This is a genomic window from Aeromonas sp. 102P, from assembly GCF_051920345.1.
In the GTDB taxonomy this organism is placed as follows: domain Bacteria; phylum Pseudomonadota; class Gammaproteobacteria; order Enterobacterales; family Aeromonadaceae; genus Aeromonas; species Aeromonas veronii.
Genome location: NZ_JBQBCZ010000001.1, coordinates 3751238 through 3778190 on the forward strand (window position 1 = coordinate 3751238; position 26953 = coordinate 3778190).

27 protein-coding genes and 1 pseudogene are annotated in these 26953 nt (G+C 60.5%); 4 read left to right on the plus strand and 24 right to left on the minus strand.

What is annotated here, in order from left to right; all coding sequences use genetic code 11:
- Window positions 1-23: 23 nt before the first annotated feature.
- The 3 genes from ACTG1K_RS17495 to ACTG1K_RS17505 all read right to left on the minus strand — a co-directional run bounded on the left by ACTG1K_RS17495 (window position 24) and on the right by ACTG1K_RS17505 (window position 2628).
- The gene (locus ACTG1K_RS17495) at window positions 24-1148 is read right to left on the minus strand and encodes an adenosylhomocysteinase (protein ID WP_440006172.1); all 1125 of its coding nucleotides are present in this window, start codon (window positions 1146-1148) and stop codon (window positions 24-26) included.
- A gap of 182 nt (window positions 1149-1330) precedes the next feature.
- Window positions 1331-2068, minus strand: a complete 738-nt coding sequence (locus ACTG1K_RS17500) for a hypothetical protein (protein ID WP_440006174.1) — start codon at window positions 2066-2068, stop codon at window positions 1331-1333.
- On the minus strand, window positions 2068-2628 hold the full coding sequence (locus ACTG1K_RS17505) for a YceI family protein (protein WP_005334411.1): 561 nt from the start codon (window positions 2626-2628) through the stop codon (window positions 2068-2070). Before ACTG1K_RS17505 ends, ACTG1K_RS17500 begins: the two co-directional genes overlap by 1 nt.
- A gap of 109 nt (window positions 2629-2737) precedes the next feature.
- Here ACTG1K_RS17505 and ACTG1K_RS17510 point away from each other — a divergent pair, with 109 nt between their 5' ends.
- A complete protein-coding gene (locus ACTG1K_RS17510) occupies window positions 2738-3640 on the plus strand; it encodes a LysR family transcriptional regulator (RefSeq protein WP_158112395.1) in 903 nt (300 codons plus the stop codon).
- A 42-nt stretch (window positions 3641-3682) separates the two neighbouring features.
- Here ACTG1K_RS17510 and ACTG1K_RS17515 read toward each other — a convergent pair whose 3' ends face one another.
- On the minus strand, window positions 3683-4099 hold the full coding sequence (locus ACTG1K_RS17515) for a hypothetical protein (RefSeq protein WP_425855147.1): 417 nt from the start codon (window positions 4097-4099) through the stop codon (window positions 3683-3685).
- A gap of 67 nt (window positions 4100-4166) precedes the next feature.
- On the opposite strand from ACTG1K_RS17515, the gene ACTG1K_RS17520 reads away from it, so the two are divergent.
- A complete protein-coding gene (locus ACTG1K_RS17520) occupies window positions 4167-5897 on the plus strand; it encodes a formate--tetrahydrofolate ligase (protein WP_425855145.1) in 1731 nt (576 codons plus the stop codon).
- Window positions 5898-5969: 72 nt separating this feature from the next.
- Here the strand turns inward: ACTG1K_RS17520 and ACTG1K_RS17525 are convergent, their stop codons facing one another.
- From ACTG1K_RS17525 to folE, 3 genes are all read right to left on the minus strand, one after another.
- Entirely contained in the window at window positions 5970-7625 is a 1656-nt protein-coding gene (locus ACTG1K_RS17525) for a methyl-accepting chemotaxis protein (protein WP_064339754.1), read from the minus strand.
- A 272-nt stretch (window positions 7626-7897) separates the two neighbouring features.
- The gene (locus ACTG1K_RS17530) at window positions 7898-9985 is read right to left on the minus strand and encodes a methyl-accepting chemotaxis protein (RefSeq protein WP_425855143.1); all 2088 of its coding nucleotides are present in this window, start codon (window positions 9983-9985) and stop codon (window positions 7898-7900) included.
- Window positions 9986-10240: 255 nt separating this feature from the next.
- Window positions 10241-10897 (minus strand): GTP cyclohydrolase I FolE, encoded by a 657-nt coding sequence (gene folE, locus ACTG1K_RS17535; RefSeq protein WP_139473435.1) that lies wholly within the window; start codon window positions 10895-10897, stop codon window positions 10241-10243.
- Between the two features lie 308 nt (window positions 10898-11205).
- Between folE and moeA the strand changes: the two genes are divergently transcribed.
- Both moeA and moeB read left to right on the plus strand, forming a co-directional pair.
- A complete protein-coding gene (gene moeA, locus ACTG1K_RS17540) occupies window positions 11206-12432 on the plus strand; it encodes a molybdopterin molybdotransferase MoeA (protein WP_425855179.1) in 1227 nt (408 codons plus the stop codon).
- Window positions 12429-13184, plus strand: a complete 756-nt coding sequence (gene moeB, locus ACTG1K_RS17545; RefSeq protein WP_139395919.1) for a molybdopterin-synthase adenylyltransferase MoeB — start codon at window positions 12429-12431, stop codon at window positions 13182-13184. The genes moeA and moeB overlap by 4 nt, the downstream gene beginning before the upstream one ends.
- 96 nt (window positions 13185-13280) lie before the next feature.
- Here moeB and ACTG1K_RS17550 read toward each other — a convergent pair whose 3' ends face one another.
- The 17 genes and pseudogenes from ACTG1K_RS17550 to napF form a co-directional block, all read right to left on the minus strand.
- Entirely contained in the window at window positions 13281-14096 is an 816-nt protein-coding gene (locus ACTG1K_RS17550) for a hypothetical protein (protein ID WP_440006179.1), read from the minus strand.
- Window positions 14089-15132 (minus strand): plasmid segregation protein ParM domain-containing protein, encoded by a 1044-nt coding sequence (gene parM / locus ACTG1K_RS17555; RefSeq protein WP_185226818.1) that lies wholly within the window; start codon window positions 15130-15132, stop codon window positions 14089-14091. Before parM ends, ACTG1K_RS17550 begins: the two co-directional genes overlap by 8 nt.
- A 105-nt stretch (window positions 15133-15237) precedes the next feature.
- Entirely contained in the window at window positions 15238-16014 is a 777-nt protein-coding gene (locus tag ACTG1K_RS17560) for an alpha/beta fold hydrolase (protein ID WP_043851238.1), read from the minus strand.
- Window positions 16015-16090: 76 nt separating this feature from the next.
- Window positions 16091-17167: a molybdenum ABC transporter ATP-binding protein gene (gene modC / locus ACTG1K_RS17565; protein WP_139395918.1), complete on the minus strand. Its 1077-nt coding sequence runs from the start codon at window positions 17165-17167 to the stop codon at window positions 16091-16093.
- The gene (gene modB, locus ACTG1K_RS17570; protein ID WP_440006182.1) at window positions 17164-17844 is read right to left on the minus strand and encodes a molybdate ABC transporter permease subunit; all 681 of its coding nucleotides are present in this window, start codon (window positions 17842-17844) and stop codon (window positions 17164-17166) included. Before modB ends, modC begins: the two co-directional genes overlap by 4 nt.
- Before the next feature lie 111 nt (window positions 17845-17955).
- The gene (gene modA, locus ACTG1K_RS17575) at window positions 17956-18684 is read right to left on the minus strand and encodes a molybdate ABC transporter substrate-binding protein (protein WP_421299749.1); all 729 of its coding nucleotides are present in this window, start codon (window positions 18682-18684) and stop codon (window positions 17956-17958) included.
- Between the two features lie 87 nt (window positions 18685-18771).
- Window positions 18772-19245: a molybdopterin synthase catalytic subunit MoaE gene (gene moaE, locus ACTG1K_RS17580; protein WP_440006184.1), complete on the minus strand. Its 474-nt coding sequence runs from the start codon at window positions 19243-19245 to the stop codon at window positions 18772-18774.
- Window positions 19246-19247: 2 nt separating this feature from the next.
- Window positions 19248-19493, minus strand: a complete 246-nt coding sequence (gene moaD / locus ACTG1K_RS17585; RefSeq protein ID WP_440006186.1) for a molybdopterin synthase sulfur carrier subunit — start codon at window positions 19491-19493, stop codon at window positions 19248-19250.
- Entirely contained in the window at window positions 19490-20014 is a 525-nt protein-coding gene (moaC, locus tag ACTG1K_RS17590; RefSeq protein ID WP_076495513.1) for a cyclic pyranopterin monophosphate synthase MoaC, read from the minus strand. The genes moaD and moaC overlap by 4 nt, the downstream gene beginning before the upstream one ends.
- A gap of 9 nt (window positions 20015-20023) precedes the next feature.
- Window positions 20024-20530, minus strand: a complete 507-nt coding sequence (moaB, locus tag ACTG1K_RS17595) for a molybdenum cofactor biosynthesis protein B (protein ID WP_120415734.1) — start codon at window positions 20528-20530, stop codon at window positions 20024-20026.
- Between the two features lie 247 nt (window positions 20531-20777).
- A pseudogene (locus ACTG1K_RS17600) lies at window positions 20778-21365 on the minus strand (cytochrome c3 family protein); the annotation flags it as partial.
- Between the two features lie 11 nt (window positions 21366-21376).
- Window positions 21377-21832 (minus strand): nitrate reductase cytochrome c-type subunit, encoded by a 456-nt coding sequence (locus tag ACTG1K_RS17605; protein WP_005334452.1) that lies wholly within the window; start codon window positions 21830-21832, stop codon window positions 21377-21379.
- Entirely contained in the window at window positions 21832-22707 is an 876-nt protein-coding gene (gene napH / locus ACTG1K_RS17610; RefSeq protein WP_440006188.1) for a quinol dehydrogenase ferredoxin subunit NapH, read from the minus strand. Before napH ends, ACTG1K_RS17605 begins: the two co-directional genes overlap by 1 nt.
- The gene (napG, locus tag ACTG1K_RS17615; protein WP_058059905.1) at window positions 22704-23441 is read right to left on the minus strand and encodes a ferredoxin-type protein NapG; all 738 of its coding nucleotides are present in this window, start codon (window positions 23439-23441) and stop codon (window positions 22704-22706) included. The genes napH and napG overlap by 4 nt, the downstream gene beginning before the upstream one ends.
- A 16-nt stretch (window positions 23442-23457) precedes the next feature.
- A complete protein-coding gene (gene napA, locus ACTG1K_RS17620) occupies window positions 23458-25947 on the minus strand; it encodes a nitrate reductase catalytic subunit NapA (RefSeq protein WP_440006190.1) in 2490 nt (829 codons plus the stop codon).
- A gap of 101 nt (window positions 25948-26048) precedes the next feature.
- Window positions 26049-26303, minus strand: a complete 255-nt coding sequence (locus tag ACTG1K_RS17625) for a chaperone NapD (protein WP_031227438.1) — start codon at window positions 26301-26303, stop codon at window positions 26049-26051.
- Between the two features lie 13 nt (window positions 26304-26316).
- Window positions 26317-26874, minus strand: coding sequence for a ferredoxin-type protein NapF (napF, locus tag ACTG1K_RS17630; RefSeq protein ID WP_440006192.1), 558 nt, complete (start codon window positions 26872-26874; stop codon window positions 26317-26319).
- Window positions 26875-26953: the final 79 nt, after the last annotated feature.

Here is a 26953-nt window from a genome sequence, read left to right on the forward strand (position 1 = left end):
TGGCCGATCCCGGTTTGGTCAAATCAGTGCTGATCAACCCCATGAAAATCGGCCAGCCAATGGCGGGCAATGGTACGCATCGCCGATTCTGGCAGCTCGAACAGGCCGGGTGCAAGAGGGCCTGCCGCCAGCATCCGGATCCCTTCCATGATCTCCGCCAGCACCAGATAGACATATTCACCAATCACGGCACCATGGACGAAGTTGACCGCCTCGCCCCGGTTGAGCAGGTAGATCTGGGTACCATCCGGCCGGTTGAGGGCCAGCACATGGGGGCACACCTCTTCGCTCGGCCACGGCAACTGGGCCAGCGAGAAGGCAAACTCGTCGTCGGCCGAGGTGACCGAGGCGACCATGGTGCCGGGGCGCAGCGCCTGCAGATCCGCCAAATCCAGCGAGCCGTTGCCGGTAGAGCAGATCACCAGCTCGGCGCGGCTCAACGCCTCGGCCTTGGTGATCAAGCGAAAACCGTGAGAGAGCGCTTCGACCTGTCGCAGCACATCGGTCTCCACCAGCCCGAGATGGAGGTTGCGACAGCGCAGGTCGCGGGCGATGCTACGCCCCACCTTGCCATAGCCAAACAGCGCCGCCTCGCAGACGTTGAAAGTACGGTTGAGATTACGAGCCAGCGACTCCGCGGAGTAGACCACGCTCAAACCAATCTGGATATCCTCGGCCTGCTTGAGGGGGCTGCGCGCCACCGACACCACCGGAGTCGCCAGCACCTCCTGCTCATAGCGTTGATGGCCGTTCTCGGTCATCTCCACCACCCCGAGGAAACGGGGGCCGAAGTATTCACTCAAGACCACCTGGGTTTTGGCAAAGTAACCGCCAATATCGAGGATCAGCAACCGCTCGTGGGGGGCCACCAGCGGCGCAATCTGCTGGATGATACTGTCGGGATCATTGGTCCAGCGCCGGTTGAGGGGCAGCACCGGATAGTGCTGGGATACCCACTCCAGGGTCGGGCCGTGTACCGATTTCGGTTTGGGTAAAATGGCACCAATCCGCCCAATCCGGGAAAGCGCTTCGATAAAATGGGGGCGATCGGGAAGCAGGTGAGTGACCAGCAAAATGCAGAGACCATCGATACGTCCCTGTCCGGTGAAATGGCGAAAAAACAGATGCTCAGATCCTTGACTGCGCAACTGTGGCCTCCTTATGTGCCGCAAAGCAGGCAAACAGAACCCGGCGCAGCCGGGTTCTGTGTGTGTCCAAATAAAATGAAAAACCTTTTTATCTGAAACACATAGGTGGCTCAATCATTATCTGCCAAGAGTATGAGCGGGTATGCAAAAATGACTGTAATTGCCTGTTTTTCATGCAAAAATCAGTACAAAGAAGCAGCAGGCCACACCCACCACAGGCTGAGCCCGGTTCCTGCAGCAGCGAGCAAGATCAGCCCCCCCCAACGCACTGGCCAGGGTTTGTCACGCAACGCCCACTCCAGCAGCGGCAGCAACCAGACCGGCAGCAACACCACCAGCGGCACCTCCACATATTGCCAGGCCAGCATCTGGACGAAGGCGAGAGCCAGCGCCAGACCGGCGGGTGCTACCTTGATGCCAACAAAGGTGGCAAGCAGGGCGCGAAAACCGGCGAAAGCGGCCAGCGCACCGGCCAGCTGGGCAATCAGCAGGCTGCCATCGATGCCGATCACCAGCGCCAGCCAGATAAAGCCGAGGGCAAACCCGAGCCCCTCGCGGCTATCACAGCGCAAGGTGCTCCAGCCAAACCAGAGGATGGCGGGCAGTAGCGCCAGCCAGATCCCGGGTTCGCTCACCAGTACCGAGGCCAATCCCTGCCACCACACCAGCGCACTGATCACGGCAAAGAGCAGCAGTGAACCGCGCAGATCGTTCACCTGAGCCCCAATGGCGGGCACCAGCAGGGTCAGCGGCAGCCACTGCCACGCCTTTTCCGGTATGCCATAGAGGCCACCGAGCCAGGATCCCACCAGCCAGAGCGCCAGAGCGCCCCACAGATAACCCAGTCGCGGCCAGCGCCACGATAGCAAAGCGGCTCCCAGAGGAGCCGCCAGGGTTTGCAGCAGAAGTTCCGCGCCCATTACTTGCGCACGCCTTCGACAAACAGGTTGATATTCATCTCGTCCGGGATGCCGGGCAGCATGTAACTCACGCCAAAGTCACTGCGCTTGATGGTGGTGGAGGCGTTGAAGCCGCTGCGGTAGCCGCCCCAAGGATCCTTGCCCTCACCGATCTTGACCAGATCGAAGGCCACTTCCTTGGAGACGCCGTGCAGGGTCAGGGTCCCTTTCAGCACACCTTTATCCTTGGTGCCCTCGTAAGCGGAGCTGACGAAGGTCATCTTGGGATATTGTTTCACGTCGAGGAAGTCAGGGCTGCGCAGGTGCTTGTCGCGGGCTTCGTGGTTGGAGTCGACGCTGGCGGCATCCACTTCAAAGCTCGCCTTGGCGGCCGCCGGGTTGGCGTCATCCATGCTGAAGGTGCCGCTGAAGGTGTTGAAGCGACCCACCAGCTCGGAGAAGCCCAGGTGACCCACCTTGAACTGCACTGTGGTGTGCGCCGCATCGACATCATAATCCGCCGCCATCAGAGGGGTAGCCATAAACAGGCAGGAGGCCAGCAGAGCCTTGGTCATTTTCATCCGTTCGTTCCTTCATCTTGGGGTTCACATCAGTGGTTAAAATGCTAACCTCGTTCTGAAGATGAATAATCAGTGATTTATTAAATTCATTATTTACTGAGGATGGAAAATGGACCAGATCGCCGCCATGCGTACCTTTATCAAGGTGGTGGAGTGCCAGAGCTTTACCAAGGCCGCCAACCAGCTCGGCATCTCGGTGGCCATGGCCTCCAAATTGATGCAGCAGCTGGAGGAGTCCCTCGCCACCCGGCTGCTGTCGCGCACTACCCGCCAGGTCAATCCCACCGAGGCGGGCCAATTTTACTACCAGCGCTCCCTCGCCCTGCTGGCGGAGTTGGAAGAGACTCACAGCCAGCTGACCCACCACAACCAGCAGCCGAACGGCACCCTCAAGCTCTCGGTGCCGATGGATTTTGGCTATCTGCACCTCTCCCCCGCCCTGCCGCTGTTTCGCCAGCGCTTTCCCGATCTCAAGCTCGATATCGAGTACAGCGACCGACGAGTGGCGCTGGTGGAAGAGGGGTTCGATCTGGCGCTGCGGATCGGCCACCTAAGCGACTCCTCGCTGGTGGCTCGCCAGCTTGCCACCATTCGGGTCGAGCTTTGCGCCAGCCCCGCCTATCTGGCGCGCAAGGGCAGACCGGAAAAACCAGAGGATCTCAAACAGCACGACTGTCTGATCTACACCCTGACCCAGCCGGAGTGGCACTTCAAACGGGGAAACGAGCAGCAGAGCATCCGGCCACAGGGGCCGCTGCGGGCCAACAACGGAGTGGCGCTGACCCGCGCCGCTTGTGATGATCAGGGCATCATATTGCAGCCCACCTTTATCGTGGGGGAGGCCCTGCGGTCAGGGCAACTGGTCAGCCTGCTGCCAGAGTGGGACAAGGGAGAGGTGGGACTTTATGCGGTCTATCCGCACCGCCGCTTCGTCTCGGCAAAGGTGCGCTGCTTTATCGAGTTCGTGCAGGAGCGCTATCTCGCCCCGCAGCAGTGGGATGCGCCGACCTGATTGCCAGAGCAGAGGGTACGGCCTGCTGGTCCGGCTTGAAACCTAACGCTGGCCGGATGCGGCAACAGGGATGAGCTTCGCCAGCAGACGCTCCTGCTCGGGGTGCAACTGCCAGCGTGGCAGTCGGGTGCGGACAACTGACAACTGCTGCTCACTGAGGGCATAGGGGAGCGCCACTTCAATCTCGGGGCAGTCAAACATGGCGGCCAGCTGCAGGATCAAAATGAGGTTTGCCTCGTCGGTCTTGTGCTTGTTGACCCGTTTACGGATCTCGTGGCGCAGCTGGGTTTCGGGGTCCTGGGTCATCGCCTGCCAGCCGAAACCGAACAACGGCACCAGCGCGCTGACAATCCCCAGCGCCGTCATCGGCTGCTTGGGGGGATGATAGAGTGCGTTGAGATCCAGCCGAACAGGATTCTGACGAACCTCACCCTCACCAAATAAAATCGTTTTCGTCATTGGATTACCCGTTATATTCCACTAGACTGCGCCGCATATTTTACCCCGATATGCCAACGAGGTGCTGATGCTAAGCGATATCGAGATCTCCCGCCAGTCCCCCCGTCTCTCCATTCACGCGCTGGCCGAACGCCTCGCCATCCCCCAGCACCTGCTCAGCCCTCATGGCCACTACAAAGGCAAACTCAGCCTCGACCTGCTCAAGTCTCAGCCCACACAGAGCGGCAAGCTGGTACTGGTGAGCGCCATCACCCCTACCCCGCTCGGTGAAGGGAAAACGGTGACCACCCTTGGCCTTTCCATGGGGCTCAACCATATCGGCCAGCCCAGCATCGCAACCATCCGCCAACCGAGCCTCGGGCCGGTATTCGGGGTCAAGGGGGGGGCAGCCGGTGGCGGCCACGCCCAGGTGGTGCCGATGGAGGAGATGAACCTCCACCTCACCGGCGATTTTCACGCCCTAACGGCGGCCCACAATCTGGCGGCAGCTGCCCTCGATGCCCGCCTGTTCCACGAACAGAAACTGGGTGCCAAGTTCACCGCCAAAACCGGCCTGCCGCGGCTCGATATCGATGCCGATAACATCCTCTGGCCGCGCACCCTCGACATGAATGACCGCGCCCTGCGCCACCTCACGATTGGACAGGGGGGCGCTGCCGATGGTGTGGAGCGCAGCGATCGCTTCGTCATCACCGCCGCCTCCGAACTGATGGCCATTCTGGCGCTGGCAAGCGATCTCAAGGATCTGCGCGATCGCATCGGCCGCATCCAGCTGGCCCGCGACATTCACGGCAAGCCCGTCACCGCCGAACAGCTGGAAGTAGCGGGCGCCATGACGGTGCTGCTCAAAGATGCGCTGCAACCGACCCTGATGCAGACCACCGAACAGACACCGGTGCTGGTACACGCCGGCCCCTTTGCCAACATCGCCCACGGCAACTCCTCGGTGATCGCCGATCGCATCGCCCTTGGCCTGACCGACTATGTGGTGACCGAGGCGGGTTTTGGCTCCGACATGGGGCTGGAGAAGTTCTTCAACATCAAGAGCCGCCAATCCGGCATTCCCCCCGCCTGCGTGGTGCTGGTGGCCACGGTGCGCGGCCTCAAGGCCAACAGCGGTCTGCTCGATATCCGCCCGGGCCAGCCGCTGCCAGCCAGCCTGCAAGGGGAAGATCTGCCGACCCTCAAGCAGGGCTGCGCCAACCTCGCCTGGCATATCCGGAACGCCCGCCGCTACGGGGTGCCGGTGGTGGTCGCCATCAACCGCTTCCCCACCGACAGCGAGGCCGAACTGGCGCTGCTGGCCCATGAAGCGCAGCAAGCCGGTGCCTGTGGTGCGGCCATCTCCAACGCCTTCACCCAGGGTGGTGCCGGTGCCAGCGAGCTGGCCAGCGCCGTGGTGGCCGCCTGCGAGCAACCCGGCAAGGTGAAACTGCTCTACCCCGACGAGGCGAGCCTCGACGCCAAACTGGCGACCCTGGTGGAGTGCGGCTACGGCGGCCGCGGAGTGCAGCTCTCAGACAAAGCCCGCCAGCAGCTGGCCCAGCTCTCCGCCGAAGGGTGGGATCACTTGCCCATCTGCGTGGCCAAGACGCCGCTCTCCATCAGCCACGACCCAGCCCTCAAAGGGGTGCCGACCGATTTCGAGGTGCCCATCGACGAGGTGAAGCTCTGCGCCGGTGCCGGATTCGTCTATGCGCTGGCAGGCCCCATCATGACCATGCCGGGGCTGGGCAGTCTGCCTGCCTATCGCCATATCGATATCGATGAGAACGGCGAGATAGTCGGCCTGAGTTGAGCACTTCCACAACGCCAGAAACAACAAGGCCCCGCCAATTGGCGGGGCCTTCTGTTACCCATGCATCAACCCTTAGAGGGTGAAGCGCTGGGTCATATGGTGCAGGGTGTTGGCCAGCTTGCTCAGCTCGACACAAGCCTGGGCGATCTGATGAGCGCCCTGGGCATTCTCGTCAGCGGCATTGTGAATGTTGACGATGCTGCGGTTGAGCTCTTCGGTCACCGCGTTCTGCTCTTCGGTGGCGGTGGCGATTAAGGTGTTCATGTCGGTGATGCGCACTACGGCACCGTTGATGGTCTCGATACTGGTACCGGCATCCCGCGCCAGACCGACACTCTCCTGCATCTGGTGACGACTCAGCTGCATGGCGTTGCCCGCCTCGGCGGCGCGGCTCTGCAGCAGCTCGATCATCTTGCTGATCTCGGCGGTGGAGTCCTGGGTACGCTGGGCCAATGAACGCACTTCATCCGCAACGACCGCAAAACCACGACCCTGCTCACCGGCACGGGCCGCTTCGATGGCGGCGTTAAGGGCCAGCAGGTTGGTCTGACCGGCGATATCGCGGATCACATCCAGCACCACGCTGATGTTGGCGCTGTCGGCCTCCAGCTGCTGCACCACTGTGCCCGCCTGTTCAATCTTGACCGACACCTCTTCGATGCTGGCGATGGAGCTGCGTACCACTTCGCTGCCGGCAGCAGAGGTGCGGGAGGCATCCTTGGCGGCGCTCATGGCATCCGTGGTGTTGCGGGCCACTTCGTTGACGGTGGACTGCATCTCGTTCATGGCGGTCGCCACCTGGGAGACTTCGTTCTGCTGGATAGCCATGCCGCTGGCGGACTGGCTGGAGATGGCGCTCACCTCCTCCACTGCGCTGCTGAGTTGGCTCACGGAGCCGGCGATCTCGCTCACCAGATCGGAGAGGGAGCCCTGCATCCGGTTGATGGCGGAGCCCAGCTGACCCAGTTCATCGCGGTTAAAGCGGCTGTCACGGATCCACTGCTGCAGTTCGCCCTGACCCAAATCGCCATTGGCAATACGCTGGGCCTGACGGGCCAGCATGATCAGCGGATCGCGAATTTGGCGGGTCAGTACCACGGAGAGCACCACCACAAGGATCAGGCCGATCACCAGCGCGATGGTGACACTCAGATTGGCGGATTGATAAGAGTCGACAATGTCGCTGCGGGATTCAGACGCATAACCATGGTTAATCTGGATAAGGGAGGCCACTGACTTGCTCAGCGCGGTGTAAAGGGGAACCCCCTCCTCAAGGAAGATGCGTTGGGCTTCGGCAAGCTGATCGCTGTCCTGCAGCTGTTTGACTCGCTGGTGCAGGGCGACGTAACGATCCCAGTCAGATTTCACCGTATCGAAGGTACGGCGCTCCGCCACATCCTCAGGCCAGATCGTCTTGTCATGGGCAATCAGCTGCTGCGCGATCGAGTTAAGCTGTTGACTGGCAATATTCCGATATTCAGCCCTTTTCAGCGGCTCGGCAGCCACCACGAAATAACCCAGCTCATAACGACGCAACTCACCGAGAGAATCCCCGATCGCGCTGGTGCGATTGACCGCTGGCAAGATGCTGTCGGTAAACCGGATGGCAACATCATTCATGTTGCCAAACTGGACAAGGGCAAAACCGCCGATAAAGGCGACCATCAAACCTAGCACGGCAAAGCCGGCGGTGAGTTTTTTACCTATGGTCATGGTACTGGTATTCATGGGATATCCTGGTGGTCGTTAAATTCGTAGCACTCGTCCGGTTCACGCCCTCCTGGCATGAACTATCTGGCCACCTGTTCAGTGGCGCACCATCCAACCTTGATGAATATCTCTGAATTCCATGAGCGGCAGCGAGAGCCGTGAGGGGCGGTAGAATAGCCGGATTATTGCGGTTCGGAAAGAGTCTTGTGATTAAAATTAAAGCAACTCAAATGACCCCGTTCAAAACAGGGGTCATCTGGATGAAAGATCAACTATAAAGGGGTGAAAACTTAATAGCGGAAGCGCCCAATCTTGTCCATCACATCGCTGGCTAACTTATGCATTTGCTGACTTTGTTCATCCTGCTGGTTAGCCAAACGGGTCGATGCGGTTGCCGCTTCATGAATGTTGCTAACATTTCGACTGATATCATCGGTGACCTTGGACTGCTCCTCTGCCGCACTGGCGATCTGGGTCGCCATATCCTGGATCCGGTCTGCCGACATAACTATCGTCGCAAGCTCGGTCACGGCAAGCTCTGCATCCTGCAATGCCAGCTCACTCAAGTTTTTTCCCTCTCCCATGGTACTCACAGCTTCTGCCGTGGTCTGACGAAGGCGCTCGATCATGCCCTGGATCTCTTTGGTTGAAGCCTGGGTTTTGGACGCCAATCGCCTGACCTCATCCGCAACCACCGCAAACCCCCGACCATGCTCCCCGGCACGAGCAGCCTCAATAGCTGCATTCAGAGCCAACAAATTGGTCTGTTCCGAAATGGTACGGATCACATCGAGAATCGAACCGATCTGTTGACCCTGTTGCTGCAACTCGGCAATCCGCTGTGCAACCACATCTACTTGCACACTCAGCTCACGGATCCCGCCAGCTGAATTGCTCACAACATGCTGACCTCTATGTACCGCTTTGCGGGTCTCATCTACAGCATCAGCGGTAATCTGTGCACTGCTGGAGACGGAATCCGCCGTCGAGGCCATTTCGTGGATGGCAGCTGCAACCAGTTCAATCTCTTCCAATTGCCGATGGCTATTGGACAATCCTTGCTGAGCCAGCTCGGCAGATTGGTGGGCAGCTAGCTGCAGGTCACGGCCACTTTGTGCCGTATCACTCACAATATGATGAATAGTGCTGACAAACCGGTTGATCCCCTCAGCCAACTCGCCAGTCTCATCTTTACGCATCACATTGAGGCGTTGGGTCAAGTCCCCTCCGGCGGCAGAAAGACGTCCCACCATGCTGGCGGTCTGTTGTACCGGACGCGAGATGGATCCGGCAGCCCAAGCCAAACCGACAAGACCAAGGCATGCCACCACGATCCCAACCAACAGTTGTATCCATAAACTCTCGCTGAAATCAGCGGCTCTCGCCTGTTCAGCCTGATCAGCATCTGCAAATAGCGCCGTATCATCCACCTCAATGATGATCCCCCAGGCTTTAGTGACCCCTTTAAGATGGATTGGCACCAGCACGCGCAACTGACCCGACACTTGCTGACTACTGGCCTCCCCCTTGTTGAGCAGATCCATCAAGCCAGACTCTTCAAGCCGCCCCCCGATCACATCAGGTTGCACCGAATCCGCGGCGATGATGCCGTGTGGACTGATGATCCTGACCCGACTCTGGCCAGAGAACACCTGGCCACTTACCTGTTTGGCCAACTGTTGCAGGTAATTGAGGGAATAGTCGACCCCGACCATCCCCAGATAGCGGCCCTGATCCAAAACGGGCACAACAAAAGAGGTCAACAGCGTCGGTTGGCCATTCACGGTATAAACGGAAGGGTCGACAGCACAGGCTGCCTTGCTTTCCATCGGACAGAGATACCATTCCGATGCCCGGATACCGGTCTTGCTCAAACTCTTGCTGTAGTAGTCGCCCAGCGGTTTGATGGTGAACCCAGCTGGACCACGACTCCAGTAGGGGGCAAAGTTGCCAGTGGCCTGGCTATGTACCCCGTCAGTCAAATACGTACTGTCCTGACCATCAAAGGTATTTGGCTCCCAACCACTGTAGATACTGAGAAAGTCGCTGTTCCGTTCAGCAACATCCTTGAGCAAGGCTGTCACGGTAGCCCGATCCAATGGCTTGGGTTGATGAACATTGCCAGCCAGCATGGCGGCAAGTGTCTCTGCTGTATTAAGGGCTTGTTCAAAGGTGCCTGCGATCTCGCCGGCTTGTTGACCAGCCAGAGCCACCAGCCATCGTCCGGCATCCTGACGAGTTGTCTCGCGCATTTCGCCCTGAATACCACCTTGCATAGTCGCAAGAGACAGATAGCTATACCCGACCACACTCAACACGGTAGCCAGTAAAATACAGCCACCAAAAAACATGACCTGATGTTTGATTGAACGAAACACGGCTACTCCAACCTGTAAATGATGCCCTGCTGGTAATGGCAAGCATCTTAAGAGGGGACAGGTTGGTTCCGAAGAGCTACCAGTCAGGATTTTCACACTTTGAGCGTTCGATCACGAACATGAAATATTCGCTTACGAAAATAGAGAAAGTGGTCGATACAGGCTCGCCATCTCTGGCTATCGTCCATAAAAACGCCAGCAATGGCTGCTGGCGTCTCGTTTATTCAGCAAGGCGGTTACAAAACAACCGCCATCTTATCCGCGCAGGCCACCGAGAAATTCGGCCCGGGTATCGGGCTGGGTCTTGAACACCCCGCCGAGGGAGGTGGTGGTGGTATAGGAGGTGGAGTCCATCACGCCGCGCGCCTTGACGCAGTAGTGAGTCGCCTTGATGCTGATGGCCACATCCTTGGTGCCGAGCAGGGTTTGCAGCGCCAGCAAGATCTGCTGGGTGAGCCGCTCCTGCACCTGGGGACGGCGGGCAAAGAACTGCACGATGCGGTTGATCTTCGACAGGCCAATTACCTTGCCACGAGGGATATAGGCCACATGGGCCATGCCGTCGATGGTGACGAAGTGGTGTTCGCAGGTGCTGGTGAGGCTGATGTCCCGCACCATGATCATCTCGTCCACCTGCATCTTGTTCTCGATCACCGTCACCTTGGGGAAGGTGGAATAGTCGAGGCCGGAGAAGATCTCGTTGACGTACATCTTGGCGATGCGATGCGGCGTCTCGGCCAGACTGTCATCGGCCAGATCCAGCCCCAGCGTCTCCATGATGGAGCGCATATGGCCTTCGATCTTCTCCCGCTTCTGCTGGCTGTTCAGCTCGTTGATGACCAGGGGGGTTTCCAGTCCCTGGGCTTCGAGGGCAGCCCTGACCAGCAAGGCTTCCGGACTTAAGGTTGTCATTATCTTCTCTCCCACGCTCAGGGACTGTGAGGGCAGCTCATCGAGCAACCCCTTATGTTATGGTGGCGTACAGGGCCGACGGTATCGCTGTAATGGTCGCCACTCGGGATGTGACGGCCATCTGTTATGGCGGCATAGTAAACGGCCATTGCCGCCAAGATTCAAGTCAACTTGTGCGTCACCTCATACTTTATGGCCATCTCACCCCGTTTCAGCGCCGATTACCCCGAGAATCCTTGAGATAACCTGCCCATCCCCGGGGATTTTTGTGATAATCCCGCCTTCAATCATAGAAAGAGGTCATGACGATGGGATTTGATACCAGTGGACTGCTCCCCTTACGCGACGCCCTAGCCGCGATGCTCACGCAGCTCGCCTGCTGCTGCGACAGCGAACCCCTGCCGCTGCCAGATGCCCTTGGCCGCGTGCTTGCCAGTGATATCCGCTCTCCCCTCGCCGTGCCCCCCTTCGACAACTCCGCCATGGACGGTTACGCCGTGCGTCTTGCGGATCTCACCTGCGGCACCCCGCTCATCATGGCGGGCAAGGCGTTTGCCGGTCAGCCCTATCAGGGGGAATGGCCCGCCGGCCACTGCGTACGGATCATGACAGGAGCTCCGGTACCGGCCGGTACGGATGCAGTGGTGATGCAGGAAGAAACGCAGGCCGACGGCGATCGGATCACTTTTCTGGCACAACCCGAACCGGGCCAGAATATCCGCCGCGCCGGCAGCGATATAGGCAAGGGCGCCTGCGTGCTGCCAGCCGGTACTCGCCTCACCCCGCGCGAAATGCCACTGCTGGCCTCCCTCGGCGTGGCTACCGTCACGGTGCGTCGCCCGCTGAAAGTGGCCATCTTCAGCACCGGCGATGAGCTCAAACCGGTCGGCACCCCGCTGGCCCACGGCGATATCTATGACTCCAACCGCTACGGCGTGCGGGCCATGCTGGCGCGCATAGGCTGCGACTGCCTCGACCTTGGCATCATCCCCGACGATCCGGCCCAGCTACGCGCCGCCTTTATCCGCGCCGACGAAGAGGCCGATGTACTCATCACCACCGGCGGCGTCTCGGTGGGGGAAGCGGATTTCACCAAACAGCTGCTGGACGAGCTCGGCGAGATTGGCTTCTGGAAGCTGGCCATCAAGCCGGGCAAGCCGTTTGCCTTCGGTCGTCTGCCCCACGCTTGGTTCTTCGGCCTGCCGGGCAACCCCGTCTCCGCCATGGTCACCTTCGATCAGCTGGTGCAACCGGCGCTGGCCAAGCTGGCAGGTCAGCACTTCGAGCGCCCGCTCCAGCTGCAAGCCATTGCGGCCGAGCCACTCAAAAAGAGCCCGGGCCGACTCGACTTCCAGCGCGGCATCATGAGTCAGGGACCGAACGGCCTCGAGGTGCGCAGCACCGGCTCGCAGGACTCCGCCGTGTTCAGCTCCCTGTCGCGAGCCAACTGCTACATCGTTCTTGAACGGGAACGGGGCCGCGTCGCCGCGGGCGAGACGGTGACCGTGGAGCCATTCGGGGGATTGCTGCTGTGAGCGAGATCCTGAGCGACGCCGAACTGCTTCGCTACAACCGCCAGATCATCCTCAAATCCTTCGACTTCGAGGGACAGGAGGCGCTCAAGCAGGCCCGTGTGCTGGTGATCGGTGCCGGTGGCCTTGGTTGCGCCGCCAGTCAGTATCTGGCGGTGGCCGGGGTTGGCCAGCTCACTCTGGTCGATTTCGACAAGGTGGAGCTCTCCAACCTGCAGCGGCAGGTGCTGCACACCGATGAGCGCATCGGCCACTACAAGGTGGACTCAGCAGCGCAGTCCCTGCGCGCCCTCAACCCCTGGCTTGAGGTGGAGACCCACGCTACCGTGGCCGACGAGGCGCTGCTCGATACCCTGCTGCCCCGCCACCAGCTGGTCTTGGATTGCACCGACAACCTGACCATTCGCAATCTGCTCAACCAAAAGGCGCGCCAGCACAGGGTACCGTTGGTCAGCGGCGCCGCCATCCGGCTCGAAGGTCAGCTCTGCAGCTTCACCTGGCAGGAAGATGAGCCCTGCTACGCCTGCCTCAGCGCCCTGTTTGGCGAGCAGGCCCTCACCTGCGTCGAAGCCGGGGTACTCGCCCCCGTGGTGGGCCTGGTGGGCAACCTGCAAGCGCTCGAAACCATCAAGATCCTGGCCGGCATGGGCAAGAACTACAGCGGCCGCCTGCTGATGATCGACGGCCTGAGCGGCACCTTCCGCGAAATGAAGCTGCCCAAGCGCCCCGACTGCCCGGTCTGCTCACATCCGTAAGCACGGCAGTTCCCGCATAGCGATGTGCTCAGTTGCAACCAATAAAAAGCCGACCCCATGGGTCGGCTTTTTGCATTGTGTTTACGTCAAGTGCCGTCAAAAAATACCCTTGGCCTTGACTCGTTTGATGTTGGCTACTTGAGCTGACAGATCTTCCACTATGGGCTCAGCCTCAGCGCCATCACTCCCCTGTCGCACTGGCGCACTGGCCAGCCGCTGGATCAATCTGTGCTGCTCGCGGATCAGACGCGATTGCTCTTCCAGCTGACGGGACAGCAACTGGATGCTGCTCTGCAGCGGCGCCAGATCCTGCTCGCCTGCAGTTGATGGCAACTTGCCCGCAATCGCTTCAGCCAGCAGCTCATGATCGAGGGGAGTTGGCAGACCTTGCCTCAGCTCATCCCACAGCTCGGTGGGCTGCTGCTCGCCAAGGCGGCTCACTATCTCCTCCACCAATTGGTCGGAAGAGGGGGCTCCTCCCTGCTGGCCAAGACGACTCACGATCTCGTCAGCCAGCGAACCGTTATCTGCCTGCTCCAACCGCGGAGCCAGTCGCGCCACTATCTCCTCAACCATGGCATCCGTAGCGGGGCGTTCGTTGCCCTCCCCGCCCAGATGGAAACCACAGCTGGCAAAGGCATGGCGCAGGGTGGTCATGCTCACCTGCTCCGGCCCCAGTGCATTGGCAATTGCCTTGCAGAGGTTGGGCGCCAGCACATACATGAACATGCCCGAGAGATAGATATCCTTGTGGAAACGGCTCTTGGAGAAGTCGAACTCCTCGCTGCCATCCTGGATCTTGCGTGCCCGCTGATACCAGTTCTGCAACACCCCGACCGCATAGCGATCAGACTCCAGCGCCCCCGGATCCATATAGATGGAGAAGGACATGCGCTTGAGTTGACTACTCATCGCCAACCTCGGCCATCACGGGCGCTTCGCGATAGACCTCATCCTCTTCGGTGGTATAGAGGCAGATCTCGCGGGCCAGTGCGGACTGGGCATCATCCAGCAGCTCGACTCTGTCACCCAGGGTCGGGTAGGCCGCTTTGATGGCATCGTGGATGAGGGAAGCACCACCGCCGACCAGATAGACGCGGTTCGGGTTCTTGGCAAACTTCTTCGCTTCGTGGGCAACCTGGGAGCCCAGTTCGTCGATCTTGTTCTGCATCTTCTCGAGGATGCGCGGGATCTGGCTCTCGTCGTTGACCACCTCGCGTACGAAACTCATGTCGTGACGACGCTTGATGAACTCGTTGGCCACCAGATAGCTCGAATCGCTGTCCGCTGCCGCCAGCGCCTTGCGGGTCGCATCGGTCACCATTGAGACGCCGATCTCGTTGTTGCCGTAGACATCGGAGACATCGTCAAACTCGCCAACGATGATCCCCATGTCCAGGGTGGTGCCACCGCAGTCGATCACCAGAGTCTTGGTAAATTCGTTGCAGCCCGAACCAACCAGACGGGAGAGCGCTGCTGGCAGGCTCTCCGGCATCACTTCCACGCTGACGATGTTGAACAGTTCGCCCTTGTTGAGGGTGATGGCACGCATCAGGTTGCGACGCTTCTTCTCGATCTTCTCTTCGTTACGCTGGCAGTCATCCGGGTGATAGAACTCGGTGATGGGCAGGGTCACGGTAATGGCTACGTCACATGGAGTTACACCGGTTTGCAGCAGGGCATGATGCACGGAGAGCAGGTTGAGATCGTCATACTGGTACTCAACATGAGTGGTCGCCAGCGATTTGTCCGACGTCGCATCATAGGTGTACTTGGTATTGCCTATCTCGTAGTTGTAGATCTTCTTGTCTTTGCGCAATGCGGCGCTCTTCCAGTCCTTGCGAAAAGAGTTGGGAGAGATGATGGTCTTGAGCACCTTGTTCTCAATCCAGCTCACCTTGACATTGGTCGAGCCATCATCGATGGCCATTTTCATTACTTCAGACATGGGGGAAGCACCTGTTGATAGAGCAAAATTGGTCCGATTGCCTTGCCAACTGCCACTGGCAAGGCGATCGGACCACTACATACACGGAGTAGAAAGGCGACAAGTTTAATGAGTTTCTAAAATCCGGTGAAGCAAATGATTGAAACCGGAGGGGTCTTCCGCCGGCCAGGCGTGGTGACCCTCGGGGGTGTGGATGGTAGCGTTGGGCAGGGAGGCGAACTGTTCCACCCGCTTGGCAAGCGGCAGATAGTCGTGACTGGTGGAGATGATAGCCACCGGCTGCCAGATATTGCCGAGCCGGGCACGTACCGACCAGCCGGGCAGCGCTTCCAGCAGTGCCTTGTAGGTTTTCTTTTTATTGCGCACAAAACGCAGCCGGAAGGTGTGGCGCACCTGAGCCAGCTCAGGGCCGGGAAAGAGCTCGCGCCCCAGCCACCAGGCGAGCGGACGCATGCCAAACCAGCGCAGCCACTTGAGGCGCTGGGCAAGCCGCTCCTGCTCTTTGGGGGTCTCCAGCAGAAATTCGCTAAAGCCGTTGACCAGCACCAGTCCCTGCACCTTGTGCGGCAGTTGCAGCGCCAGCTCCAGCGCCACCATGGCCCCGAGCGACAACCCCACCACCCAGGCGGGGCCGGATTGCTCATCAAGCCAGCGCACTACATCTGCCGCCAGAGTGGCCACGTCGAACGGCCCCTCCTGCATGCTCTGGCCGTGGCCACGCAGGTCAAGCGCTACCACCCGGTAGTGCTCGGAAAAATGCTCTATCTGTGCCTGCCAGTCGAGGCTGGAGGAACCCAGCCCATGCAGCAGCAACAACAAAGGGCCCTCCCCCGCACTGCGCAGGGCAAGACCATTGGATTTCATCACCTGATTGCGGCGCATCAGTTCATTGCCTCTCGACTCATCCGCTGAACCATCCTGTTCTTCGTTTTTTATGCTTCAACCAGATATATCCCGCTCAGCCCTCGCTGACCAGACTCACCGCCTTGATGTAGGCGTAGATCTGCTGGTTCGGGGCGAGCGCCAGCCGTCTGGCGGAGCGGCTGGTGATCCGGGCCAGCAGTATCTGCTGACCCAGCGCCAACTGCAACAGGGTCTGGCCAGGGCGTACCTCGCGTTCAGCCAGCAAGCGGGTGGTGAGGCAGTTGGAGAGACTGGAGTGCTCGATGGGGGACGTGGCGATCACCACGTCCCGCCCGGCCACCTTGATCTGCAGGGCCCCCCCCTCGTCCGGCACATGAGTCATGGTGACGCGCAACTGTTGTTCACCAAGCTGCAGGGTCGCCATCTGCTCGTCGTTATCGTAGTGAGAGAGGGTCGCCGTCAGCATCACCCCGGCATCGTCGCGACTGGCAAGCGAAAGGTCGGTACGGGCGAAGATCTCGCTCGGTCTGCCTTGCGCCTCCACCCGGCCATCCGCCAGCAACACCAGCTGATCGCAGAGCAGGCTCACCTCCTCCATAGCGTGGCTAACGAAGATCATCGGGATGCCGCTCTCCTGCTGCAAGCCCTTGAGCACGTGGGCCTGATGGATGCGGCTGCGTCTGTCCAGCGCGGAAAAAGGTTCATCCAGCAACAGCAGATCCGGTTCGGCCAGCAGAGCCCGGGCCAGCGCCACCCGCTGGCGCTGGCCACCGGAGAGGCCGTGGGCAGGCTGGGCCAGCAGCTCGGCAAAGCCGAGCCGAGTCGCCAGCGCCTCGGGCTGCCAGCGTCCTCGTCCCTTGCGGGCCGCCAGTTGCAGGTTGCCGAGCACGCTCAGATGGGGGAAGAGGCGCGAATCCTGAAACACCAGCCCGATCCGGCGCGCCTCGGGCAGCAGATCGCTCAGCCCCCGGCCCTGCCAGTTCAAGGTGTCGCCCGGTGCACGGTCCAGCCCGGCGATGATGCGCAGCAAGCTGCTCTTGCCGCAGCCGGAGGGGCCGAACAGACCGAGGATGCCCCCAAGCTCCAGCGCCAGCTCGCAATCGAGAGTAAAGGCGCCGAACCCACGTTGCACTTTTAGCAGCAGCGGATGTGTCGTGAGGATTTCACTCATCCGAACAGCCTCCGTTGCCGGCGCTGCAGCACGCCGTACACCAGCACCAGCATCACCAGCGAGAAGCCCATCAGGCCGCCCGCCAGAATATGGGCATTCTGGTAATCCATTGCCTCCACATGATCAAACAGGGCGATGGAGAGTACCTGGGTTTCGCCGGGGATATTGCCGCCAATCATCAGCACCACCCCGAACTCCCCCAGGGTGTGGGCAAAGCCGAGCGCCGCCGCCATCACAAAGCTGGGCAGCGTCATCGGCAAGATGATGTGCAAGAAGCGCTCAACCGGGCCGAACCCCAGAGTGGCGGCGGCCTCCAGCTCCTTGTTGCCCATGTTGACGAAGGCGGAGGTGAGCGGCTGCACCACGAAGGGAAGCGAGTAGAGGATGGAGGCGAGCAGCAGACCGGTAAAACTGAAGGCGAGCGGCGCCCCGAAGGTGTCGCGCCACCAGGCGCCGAAACCATATTCGGGGGAGAAGGCGAGCAGCAGATAAAAACCCAGCACAGTGGGGGGGAGCACCAGCGGTAGCGCCACCAGCGCCTCAACCAGTGGCCGCAGCCGGTTCTGACTGCGCGACAGCCACCAGGCCAGCGGCGGTGCCAGCAACAGCAAAATCGCTGTGGTGCAGGCCGCAAGCTTCAGGGTGAGCCAGACCGCCAGCAGATCCCCTTCACTCATTGCCGACCTCCCGGTTGATAAATGCCTCCAACGGCATGGTATCCATCCTTATTGCAAAGAGTGGCCGACCCGAAGGCCGACCACTCAGGGTATCGCATCAGGCCCATCCCCTTATTGGGGCAAGGCATAACCAGCTGCCTTGATCTGTGCCTGACCCGGCCCCTTGAGCCAGGCCACCAGAGCCTCGACCGCGGCGCCTTTTTTCAATACCAGCCCCTGCTGCTCGATGGGGGGATAGAAGCTCGCAGGCACTGCCCAGGCTTCACCAGTCTTGCCCGCTTCCACCAGATTGGCCCAGGCGACAAAGCCCAGCTCGGCATTGCCGGTGTCGACAAATTGCCAGGTCTGGCCGATGTTGGCACCGGTCAGCAACCGGTACTGCTTGGGATCGATCTTGAGATGGGTGAGGGTCGCCATGGCGGCAGCACCATAGGGTGCGGTGCGGGCATTGGCGATGGCGAGATTGCCTTTCCAGCTACGCAGGGTCGCCTCGTCAGGGGCCGGCCCCCCCTTCTTCCACAGCCCCAGCTGGCCGATGGCGTAGGTGAAGCGATCGCTCCCCTTGCCCTCTTTTTCCAGCTTCTCGGGGGTCGCCGCATCGGCGGAGAGGAAGAGATCGAACGGTGCGCCGTGACTGATCTGGGTGTAGAGCACTCCGGTGGCGGCAGACGAGATGGCCAGGGTGTGGCCTGTCTTGGCGGTGAACTCCTTGCCGATACGATCTATGGTGCCCTTGAAGTTGGCCGCCACGGCCACTTTCACTTCATCGGCCTGCACGACACCGGTATGCAAGGTGGCGGCGCAGACACCGGCGATGACAACAGATAACAGCGGTTTCATTCCCTTTCTCCTGATGGGGCCCGCACATCCGCGCCCCTTGGCGGGGCCGTGGTTCCCGTTGAACCTGCGCCCCTCATGATGAACAGGTCAGGCTTGCCAGCGGGCAGCGGCGGCGTTGTCGCTCTCCTTGGCCTCGACCCAGCGTTGCACACCCTCGGCGGTCAGCTCTTTTTTCCAGAACGGCGCCCGGGTTTTCAAGAAATCCATGATGAAGTGACAGGCATCAAAGGCGGCGTCGCGGTGGGCACTGCTCACCGCCACCAGCACGATCTGATCGCCAAGCCACAACTCGCCGATACGATGAATGAGGGTACACTCCTGCAGCGGCCAGCGGCGACGGGCCTCCTGCACGATATCGGCCAGCGCCTTCTCGGTCATACCGGGGTAGTGCTCGAGGGCCAGCCCCTTCACTTCCTCCCCCTGATTGAAGTCGCGAACCTTGCCAACGAAGGTGACGATAGCGCCACTGTCGGGGCGGGTGGCGAGGCGGGCATATTCGTCCGCCAGCGAGAAATCCTCCCGCTGCACCACAACGCGATCGGTCATGATTGCCTCGCTCATCCTTAACCTCCGGTCACCGGCGGGAAGAAGGCCACCTCATCGCCATCATTGATGGGGGTATCGAGGGGCACCAAGGTCAGATTGACCGCGACCAAGAGCTTGCCTGCTTCCAGCGCCAGCGCCCACTTGTCGCCACGCTCACATAGCGCCGCGCGCAGTTGTTCGGCGGTGGCGTAGTCGCACGGCAGGCTCAACTCGTCGCAGGCCACCAGCTCTCTTACTTGCGCAAAAAACAGTACCTTGATCATGCTTGCTCCCCGCTATTTGACCCCAGCTGAAAATGGCCGGACTTGCCGCCCTTTTTCTCTACCAGCCGCACCTGCTCGATCACCATGTCTTTTTGCACTGCCTTGCACATGTCGTAGATGGTCAACGCCGCAACAGATGCCGCCGTCAGCGCCTCCATCTCCACCCCGGTCTTGCCGGAGAGCTTGCAGATAGTGCGGATATGCACCCGATTCTGCTCGGGCAGCGGCACTATCTCCACCTCGACTTTGGTCAAGGCCAGCGGATGACAGAGGGGAATAAGATCGGAGGTCTTCTTGGCGGCCATGATGCCGGCGATGCGGGCGGTGGCGAACACGTCACCCTTGTGGTGCTGGCCGCTCAGGATCAGCGCCAGCGTCTCGGGAGCCATGGCAACAAACGCCTCGGCACGGGCTTCACGCTCGGTTACCTGCTTGTCGGTCACATCCACCATATGGGCTTCGCCGCTCTGGTTCAGATGCGTCAGGTTGGGCTGGGTCTGCTTGGGATCGGTCTGGTTCATCGTTTGCTCTCAGAGGTGGGAGACAAAGTTGCACGGCTTGGTGCGGGCATCGAGCTGATCGCGGATCAGTTGCTCCCAACCCAGCCGACAGGCGCCGGTGGAGCCGGGCAGGCAGCAGATCAGGGTGCGATTGGCGAGTCCCGCCAGCGCACGGCTCTGCATGGCGGAGCCTTTAATCTCGGCAAAAGAGAGCTGACGGAACATCTCGCCAAAACCCTGTACGGTGCGCTCGAACAGCACACCGACCGCTTCCGGCACCCGGTTCTGTTCGTTGAAGCCGGTACCGCCGTTAATCAGTACCACCTGCACCCCCTCATCGGCGATCCACTCGCTCACCCGCGCGCGGATGCGAAACAGGTTGTCCGGGCAGAGCGCCCGATCGGCCAGCTGATGGCCCGCGTCGGTAAGGGCCGAGACCAGATAGTCACCCGAGCTGTCATCGGCGGCGGTGCGGCTGTCGGAGACCGTCAGCACGGCGATCTTGAGGGGAATAAATGCGTTGTGTTTCTGTCCCATCGGGCAGCTCCTTGTGGCTATGGGCCGTCAACGAGGCAGGAAGAGAAGGGGTATGAGAGGCCAGCTGTCAGGGCGCAAAAACTGACGCAGACAGGGGTGACCAACTTGCTCAAGCGTGTGACGGCGGGCTGATTCTATCAAAGGTTTCACGAGATATGGGATTTAAAAGACACACAAATCTGATGCTTGTCCCATATATGAACAAAACGCAGGCCGGATAAACCCGGCCTGTCGTCGCAGGATCAGAGAACCCTTTCACCCCGGTCATGTCGGGCAGCTGGTGAGCTATCCCCTTGTGACAGTCGATGCAGGTACTTTCACCACTGGCCAGATTGGTAGAGTGCATCTTGGCGGCACGCTGCCCCTGCAGGGAGAAGTCCATGTACTCGAAGTTGTGGCAGTTGCGGCACTCGCGCGAATCGGTCTCTTTCATCCGCTGCCACTCCCGCTCAGCCATCTCACGCCGGTGCGACTCGAACTTCTCGCGGGTATCCACCTTGCCGGTGATCATGCCCCACAGCTCCTTGGAAGCCTGCACCTTGCGGATGATCTTGTAGGTCCACTCATGGGGCACGTGGCAATCCGGGCAGCTGGCCCGCACGCCAGAGCGGTTGGCGTAGTGGATGGTGTCGCGGTACTCCTCGAACACGTTGTCCTTCATCTCGTGACAGCTGGTACAGAAGGCCTCGGTGTTGGATGCTTCCATGGCGGTGTTGAAGCCCCCCCAGAAGATAACACCACCGAAGAAGCCCATCAGCAAGATGACCCAGAGAGCCGCCTTCGACGGTGACTTGAAGGTGGTCCACAGACGCTGGATAAAGCCGGGTAATTTCATCTATGGATTCCTCAGTTCAGCGCTTCAACCGGTTTAAAGGTATTTTCCACCAGCGGCTTGGCATCCGCTTGCGGCACATGGCACTGCAGGCAGAAGTAGCGACGCGGCGACACTTCACCCAGGGTCAGGCCGTCGCGGGTCTCGAAGTGAGTCGGGCTGATCTTGGGGGCCTTCATGGCGCTGGCGTTCTTGAAGCTGTGGCAAGCCAGGCACTTGTTGACCTTGGTATCCACCTCGTAGTTGCGAATGTCGTGGGGGATCAGCGGCGGCTGATGCATGTACTGGCGATCGTAGGGCGCGCCATCCTTGCGGAAGTTTTTCAGGGGCGCGGCGGTGGCATCGGTCACCAGATCGGTGGCGCCACGCTCGGACTTGAGGCCACCGGTACTGTTGGTGATCTCGGGGGCTGCAGCCATCAAGGATCCCGCCATCAGGCAGGCCAGCATTGCTCCAATCAGCTTTTTCATTATTTGTTCTCCGACGTTTTTTCTGCCTTGACGGCAAAACCTACAGTGATTTCAAAAACTTGTTCCGCGCAGACATCGATGCAGCGGCCACAGTTGGTACACTCCTGAGCCACAATCAAGGGCCCGTGACCGCGCTTGGCACCGTGAACAGGCCCGCGCAGGATGGGACGCTCCGGGCAGACCGCATAACAATCCATGCAGTTGTTGCACCGCTCGCGCCCCTTGGCAGAAATCTTGATAAATCCGACCCGGTTGACCAGGGCATAGAAGGCCCCCACCGGACAAAGATGACCGCACCAGCCCCGCTCAACCACGAAAAGATCGAACAGGAACAGCGCCACCAGCAGGGCCCAGCCCGCCCCCATGCCAAACAGCAGACCGCGCATGGCGAGCGACACCGGATTGACCAACTCCCACGCCATCACCCCGACCACCGCTGGCACCACCAGCACCATGGCCAGCAGCCAGTAGCGTGTCGCACGGCTGAACTGGCCAGTGCCCTTGAGGCCAAGGCGCCCCCGGAGCCAGGCCGCCGCATCCGTGATGAGGTTGACCGGACAGACCCAGGAGCAGAACACTCGTCCCCCAACCAGCCAGTAGCCGGCCAGCACAATGGCAGCCCCCAGCCAGAGAGTGGTGATGGGCCAGTGACCCGCCGCCAGCGACTGCAACAGCGTAAGGGGATCGGTCAGCGGCACCGTCTCCAGCAACAGCGAGCTGGAGAGGTTGCCCTTGAGGATCCAGATACCCGCCAACGGCCCCAGCAAAAACAGCCCGAGCACGCTGAACTGACTCAGCCTGCGCAGCAGCAGGAAGCGGTGGGAACGCCACCAATCCAGCTTGATGCGAGCCTCTTCCCCCGGATAACGACTCATAACCCCTCCGGTTTGCGGGTGGGCAGGGTGAGCCTGTCGCCGATGAGCGACTTGTTCCCCGCCTTGGCCTTCTCTTCCCAGCCGAGCCGGTAGTGATGACCCAGCTCACCTTTGGCGAGCTGGCGTGGCACCACCTTGATGGCCGCTTCCTCCAGCACGCAGGCATGCTCGCACTTGCCACAGCCGGTACAGACATCGCTGTGTACCGTGGGCAGGAACATGGCGTGTTTGCCGGTACGCTGGTTATGCTGCAGCTCAAGAGTGATCGCCTTGTCAATCAACGGGCAGACCCGATAACAGACATCGCAGCGCAGCCCCAGATAGTTGAGACAGGTCTCGTGATCGATGAGCACTGCTACCCCCATCCGGGCCTGATCGATGTCGGTCATCTGCTGATCCAGCGCCCCGCTCGGGCAGGCCACCACGCAAGGGATGTCATCACACATCTCGCAGGGCACGGCACGCGCCTTAAAATAAGGGGTACCGGTGGTCACAGGGTCAAACAGCCGGGCGAGCTTGAGGGTGTCGTAGGGGCACGCCTCGACGCAGAGCCCGCAACGCACGCAGGCGCTGAGGAACTCTGTTTCATCGAGAGCGGCGGGCGGACGCAGCGCCTGGGCAGGCACAGCTTGCGCCTGCTGGCGGGCCACGCCACCGAGCCCCACGCCAAGCAGGCCCACACCGCAGGCCCCCTTGGCCATGTCGGCCAGAAACTGGCGACGACTACGACTCATCTCACACTCCCCCGCCTTAAGCCTTCATCACCTTGACGGCGCACTTCTTGTAATCGGTCTCTTTCGAGAGCGGATCGGTGGCGTCCAGGGTCAGCTTGTTGACCAGCTGGCTCGCATCAAAGAAGGGCATGAAGACCAGTCCTTTCGGCGGACGGTTGCGACCACGGGTCTCGACACGGGTCTTCACCTCGCCACGGCGGGAGGAGACGATCACCTCTTCACCACGGCGCACGCCGCGAGCCTTGGCATCGTCCGGGTGCATGAAGAGCACCGCATCCGGGAAGGCGCGATAAAGCTCGGGCACCCGACGGGTCATGGTGCCGGTGTGCCAGTGTTCCAGCACGCGACCGGTAGAGAGCCACAGGTCGTACTCTTTATCGGGCGACTCAGCGGCGGGCTCAAACGGCAGGGCGAATATGACCGCCTTGCCATCTGGCTTGCCATAAAAACGCACCCCCTCACCCGCTTTCACATAGGGGTCGAACCCTTCACGGTAGCGCCACAGAGTCTCTTTGCCATCTACCACAGGCCAGCGCAGACCACGGGCTTCGTGGTACTGATCGAACGGTGCCAGATCGTGACCGTGACCGCGACCGAAGGTGGCGTACTCTTCGAACAACCCTTTCTGGACGTAGAACCCGAAGTGCTCGGCTTCGTCGTTCAGCATCCCCTTGCTCTGCTCTTTCGGGAACTGGTTGACCTGACCGTTGGCATAGAGCACGTCGAACAGGGTTTTGCCCTTCACTTCCGGCATCTTGGCAATCAGCTCAGCCGGCCACACTTCCTCGACTTTGAAGCGCTTGGAGAACTCCATCAGCTGCCACAAGTCGGACTTGGCCCCTTCCGGCGCTTTCACCTGCTGGTGCCAGAACTGGGTGCGGCGCTCGGCGTTGCCATAGGCCCCCTCTTTCTCCACCCACATGGCGGTGGGGAGGATGAGGTCAGCGGCCTGGGCAGTGACGGTCGGGTACGGGTCGGAGACCACGATGAAGTTACGCGGATCGCGATAGCCAGGCAGGCGATCGGTATTCATGTTGGGGCCGGCCTGCATGTTGTTGTTACACATCACCCAGTAAGCGTTGAGCTTGCCATCTTTGAGCATGCGATCCTGCAGCACGGCGTGGAAACCCACCTTGTCGGGAATGGTCCCCTCCGGCAGTTTCCAGATCTGCTCGGCAATGGCGCGGTGCTTGGGCTCGGTCACCACCATGTCGGCAGGCAGACGGTGGGCAAAGGTACCCACTTCACGCGCGGTGCCACAGGCAGAGGGCTGGCCGGTCAGTGAGAAAGGACCATTACCCGGCTCGGAGATCTTGCCGGTCAGCAGGTGGATGTTGTAGCAGAGGTTGTTGGCCCAGACGCCACGGGTATGCTGGTTGAAACCCATGGTCCAGTAGGAGACCACCTTCTTGCTCGGATCGGCATAGAGCTTGGCCAGCTTTTCCAGCTTCTCTTTGGAGACGCCGGAGAGCTTGGAGACCGACTCCACATCGTAATCCGCCACGAACTTGGCAAACTCCTCGAAGGTCATCGGAGTGGCATCGCCGCTGTCCGGGTTCTTCGCTTTCTGCTGCAGCGGATCGGTCGGGCGCAGGCCGTAACCGATGTCGGTGGCCCCCTTCTTGAACACGGTGTGTTTGTTGACGAAGTCCCAGTTCACCTTGTCGTTCTGGATGATGTAGTTGGCGACATAGTTGAGGATCGCCAGATCGGTCTGCGGGGTAAACACCATGCCGTTGTCCGCCAGCTCGAAGCTGCGGTGCTCGAAAGTGGAGAGCACGTGCACCTGTACATCCGGATTGGAGAGACGACGATCGGACATCCGCGACCAGAGGATGGGGTGCATCTCGGCCATGTTGGAGCCCCACAGCACGAAGGCGTCGGCCTGCTCGATATCGTCATAGCAGCCCATCGGCTCATCCATACCGAAGGTACGCATGAAGCCGACGACCGCGGAGGCCATGCAGTGGCGGGCGTTGGGGTCGATGTTGTTGGTACGGAAACCGGCCTTCATCAGCTTGGCGGCGGCGTAACCTTCCCAGACGGTCCACTGGCCGGAACCGAACATGCCGACAGCTGTCGGGCCCTTCTCTTTGAGGGTGGCCTTGAACTTCTCGGCCATGATGTCGAAGGCCTGATCCCAGCTGATGGGAGCGAAGTCACCATCCTTGTCGAACTTGCCGTTCTTCATCCGCAGCATGGGCTGAGTGAGGCGATCCTGACCGTACATGATTTTGGAGAGGAAGTAGCCCTTGATGCAGTTGAGGCCACGGTTGACCGGCGCATCGGGGTCGCCCTGAGTCGCCACGACCCGACCATCCTGGGAACCGACCAGCACGGAGCAGCCGGTACCGCAGAAGCGGCAAGGCGCTTTATCCCAGTGGATGGCAGTCTTGTCGGTACTGGTGATGAGATTGGCCGCCAGGGTGGGGGCACTGACACCGGCCACGGCAGCGGCAGCCGCCACCGCGTTGGCCTTCATAAAGTCGCGTCGACTCAGCTTCATGGCATATCCTCACATTGCTTATCGCGTAATAGTTGTCGAATCTGTCGAACGGGAGCCAGCCATCAGCGGCAGAGGGCACGCCCGGCATCCCATCACTCTTTTCAGTGACCGCCCAGTTCATCGAACTGGTGGTAAATCAGGGCGGCAGAGAGCACGCCCGGCATCGCCTGTATCGCATCAATGGCCGCCATGATCGGCCGCTGGCTCGGACCTTCCAGGGTCACGACCAGCTTGCCCTCGTCACTGACGGCGTGGATCTCGGCCCCTTCAAGGGCGCCAATCTGCTCAGCGAGCTGATGGCGCAAAGGGGGCTGGGTCAGCACCACCAGACTCGATACATGGAACTCCTGATCCATTGTGGCTTCTGTGTCACACGGCTTCTGACTCATTCTGACTCCTGCTTGAGGGTGGCTGGCTCGCACCACCGGATGGGACGGCTCGCCCGTCGACCTTGATGCTGCCAACCGGACAATCCTGCACACAGGCACCGCAGCCATTACAGCGATCCGGCTCGACCGTTGGGGTAGGCACACGCCCCAGCACCGGAATAAAACGAATGGCATTGGGCTCGCAGCTGTCCTGACAGCGCTGGCAGAACACCTGACCATTGGCCAGACAGTTGGCCTCGATATGGGCCTTATAGTGCCAGGGGGACTCGCTGGTCGGGCGAAACAGGGGCACCTTGCAGACCGTGACGCACTCGGTGCAGAAGGTGCACTCGCCACGCTGGAAATCGACCACCGGAAAACCGCCCTCGCCATTCACCAGGATCTGCTCCGGACAGGCGGCCAGGCAATCCCCGCAGCGGGTGCAGTCGGCGACAAATGCCGACCAGTTGACTGACCATGGCAACTGCAGCGGCGGTTCGGCGGTTCTCAGCCGCCCCCGGAACAGGCCGCGGCGGGCAAGATCGATCTCATCCGGCATGTTGACTCCTGTTCTGGTGAAAAAGGGGACAGTGCGAGTCCATGATTGGCATTCTTGATACCAATTATAAGAGTGGGTG

What these genes read in the sequence shown, in the direction of transcription:
- ACTG1K_RS17500 (WP_440006174.1), bottom strand. Translation starts at nt 2,068, where the DNA reads ATGGGCGCGGAACTTCTGCTGCAAACCCTGGCGGCTCCTCTGGGAGCC.
- ACTG1K_RS17505 (WP_005334411.1), bottom strand. Translation starts at nt 2,628, where the DNA reads ATGAAAATGACCAAGGCTCTGCTGGCCTCCTGCCTGTTTATGGCTACC.
- ACTG1K_RS17510 (WP_158112395.1), top strand. Translation starts at nt 2,738, where the DNA reads ATGGACCAGATCGCCGCCATGCGTACCTTTATCAAGGTGGTGGAGTGC.
- ACTG1K_RS17515 (WP_425855147.1), bottom strand. Translation starts at nt 4,099, where the DNA reads ATGACGAAAACGATTTTATTTGGTGAGGGTGAGGTTCGTCAGAATCCT.
- ACTG1K_RS17520 (WP_425855145.1), top strand. Translation starts at nt 4,167, where the DNA reads ATGCTAAGCGATATCGAGATCTCCCGCCAGTCCCCCCGTCTCTCCATT.
- ACTG1K_RS17525 (WP_064339754.1), bottom strand. Translation starts at nt 7,625, where the DNA reads ATGAATACCAGTACCATGACCATAGGTAAAAAACTCACCGCCGGCTTT.
- folE (WP_139473435.1), bottom strand. Translation starts at nt 10,897, where the DNA reads ATGACAACCTTAAGTCCGGAAGCCTTGCTGGTCAGGGCTGCCCTCGAA.
- moeA (WP_425855179.1), top strand. Translation starts at nt 11,206, where the DNA reads ATGGGATTTGATACCAGTGGACTGCTCCCCTTACGCGACGCCCTAGCC.
- ACTG1K_RS17550 (WP_440006179.1), bottom strand. Translation starts at nt 14,096, where the DNA reads ATGAGTAGTCAACTCAAGCGCATGTCCTTCTCCATCTATATGGATCCG.
- parM (WP_185226818.1), bottom strand. Translation starts at nt 15,132, where the DNA reads ATGTCTGAAGTAATGAAAATGGCCATCGATGATGGCTCGACCAATGTC.
- ACTG1K_RS17560 (WP_043851238.1), bottom strand. Translation starts at nt 16,014, where the DNA reads ATGCGCCGCAATCAGGTGATGAAATCCAATGGTCTTGCCCTGCGCAGT.
- modC (WP_139395918.1), bottom strand. Translation starts at nt 17,167, where the DNA reads ATGAGTGAAATCCTCACGACACATCCGCTGCTGCTAAAAGTGCAACGT.
- modB (WP_440006182.1), bottom strand. Translation starts at nt 17,844, where the DNA reads ATGAGTGAAGGGGATCTGCTGGCGGTCTGGCTCACCCTGAAGCTTGCG.
- modA (WP_421299749.1), bottom strand. Translation starts at nt 18,684, where the DNA reads ATGAAACCGCTGTTATCTGTTGTCATCGCCGGTGTCTGCGCCGCCACC.
- moaE (WP_440006184.1), bottom strand. Translation starts at nt 19,245, where the DNA reads ATGAGCGAGGCAATCATGACCGATCGCGTTGTGGTGCAGCGGGAGGAT.
- moaD (WP_440006186.1), bottom strand. Translation starts at nt 19,493, where the DNA reads ATGATCAAGGTACTGTTTTTTGCGCAAGTAAGAGAGCTGGTGGCCTGC.
- moaC (WP_076495513.1), bottom strand. Translation starts at nt 20,014, where the DNA reads ATGAACCAGACCGATCCCAAGCAGACCCAGCCCAACCTGACGCATCTG.
- moaB (WP_120415734.1), bottom strand. Translation starts at nt 20,530, where the DNA reads ATGGGACAGAAACACAACGCATTTATTCCCCTCAAGATCGCCGTGCTG.
- ACTG1K_RS17605 (WP_005334452.1), bottom strand. Translation starts at nt 21,832, where the DNA reads ATGAAAAAGCTGATTGGAGCAATGCTGGCCTGCCTGATGGCGGGATCC.
- napH (WP_440006188.1), bottom strand. Translation starts at nt 22,707, where the DNA reads ATGAGTCGTTATCCGGGGGAAGAGGCTCGCATCAAGCTGGATTGGTGG.
- napG (WP_058059905.1), bottom strand. Translation starts at nt 23,441, where the DNA reads ATGAGTCGTAGTCGTCGCCAGTTTCTGGCCGACATGGCCAAGGGGGCC.
- napA (WP_440006190.1), bottom strand. Translation starts at nt 25,947, where the DNA reads ATGAAGCTGAGTCGACGCGACTTTATGAAGGCCAACGCGGTGGCGGCT.
- ACTG1K_RS17625 (WP_031227438.1), bottom strand. Translation starts at nt 26,303, where the DNA reads ATGGATCAGGAGTTCCATGTATCGAGTCTGGTGGTGCTGACCCAGCCC.
- napF (WP_440006192.1), bottom strand. Translation starts at nt 26,874, where the DNA reads ATGCCGGATGAGATCGATCTTGCCCGCCGCGGCCTGTTCCGGGGGCGG.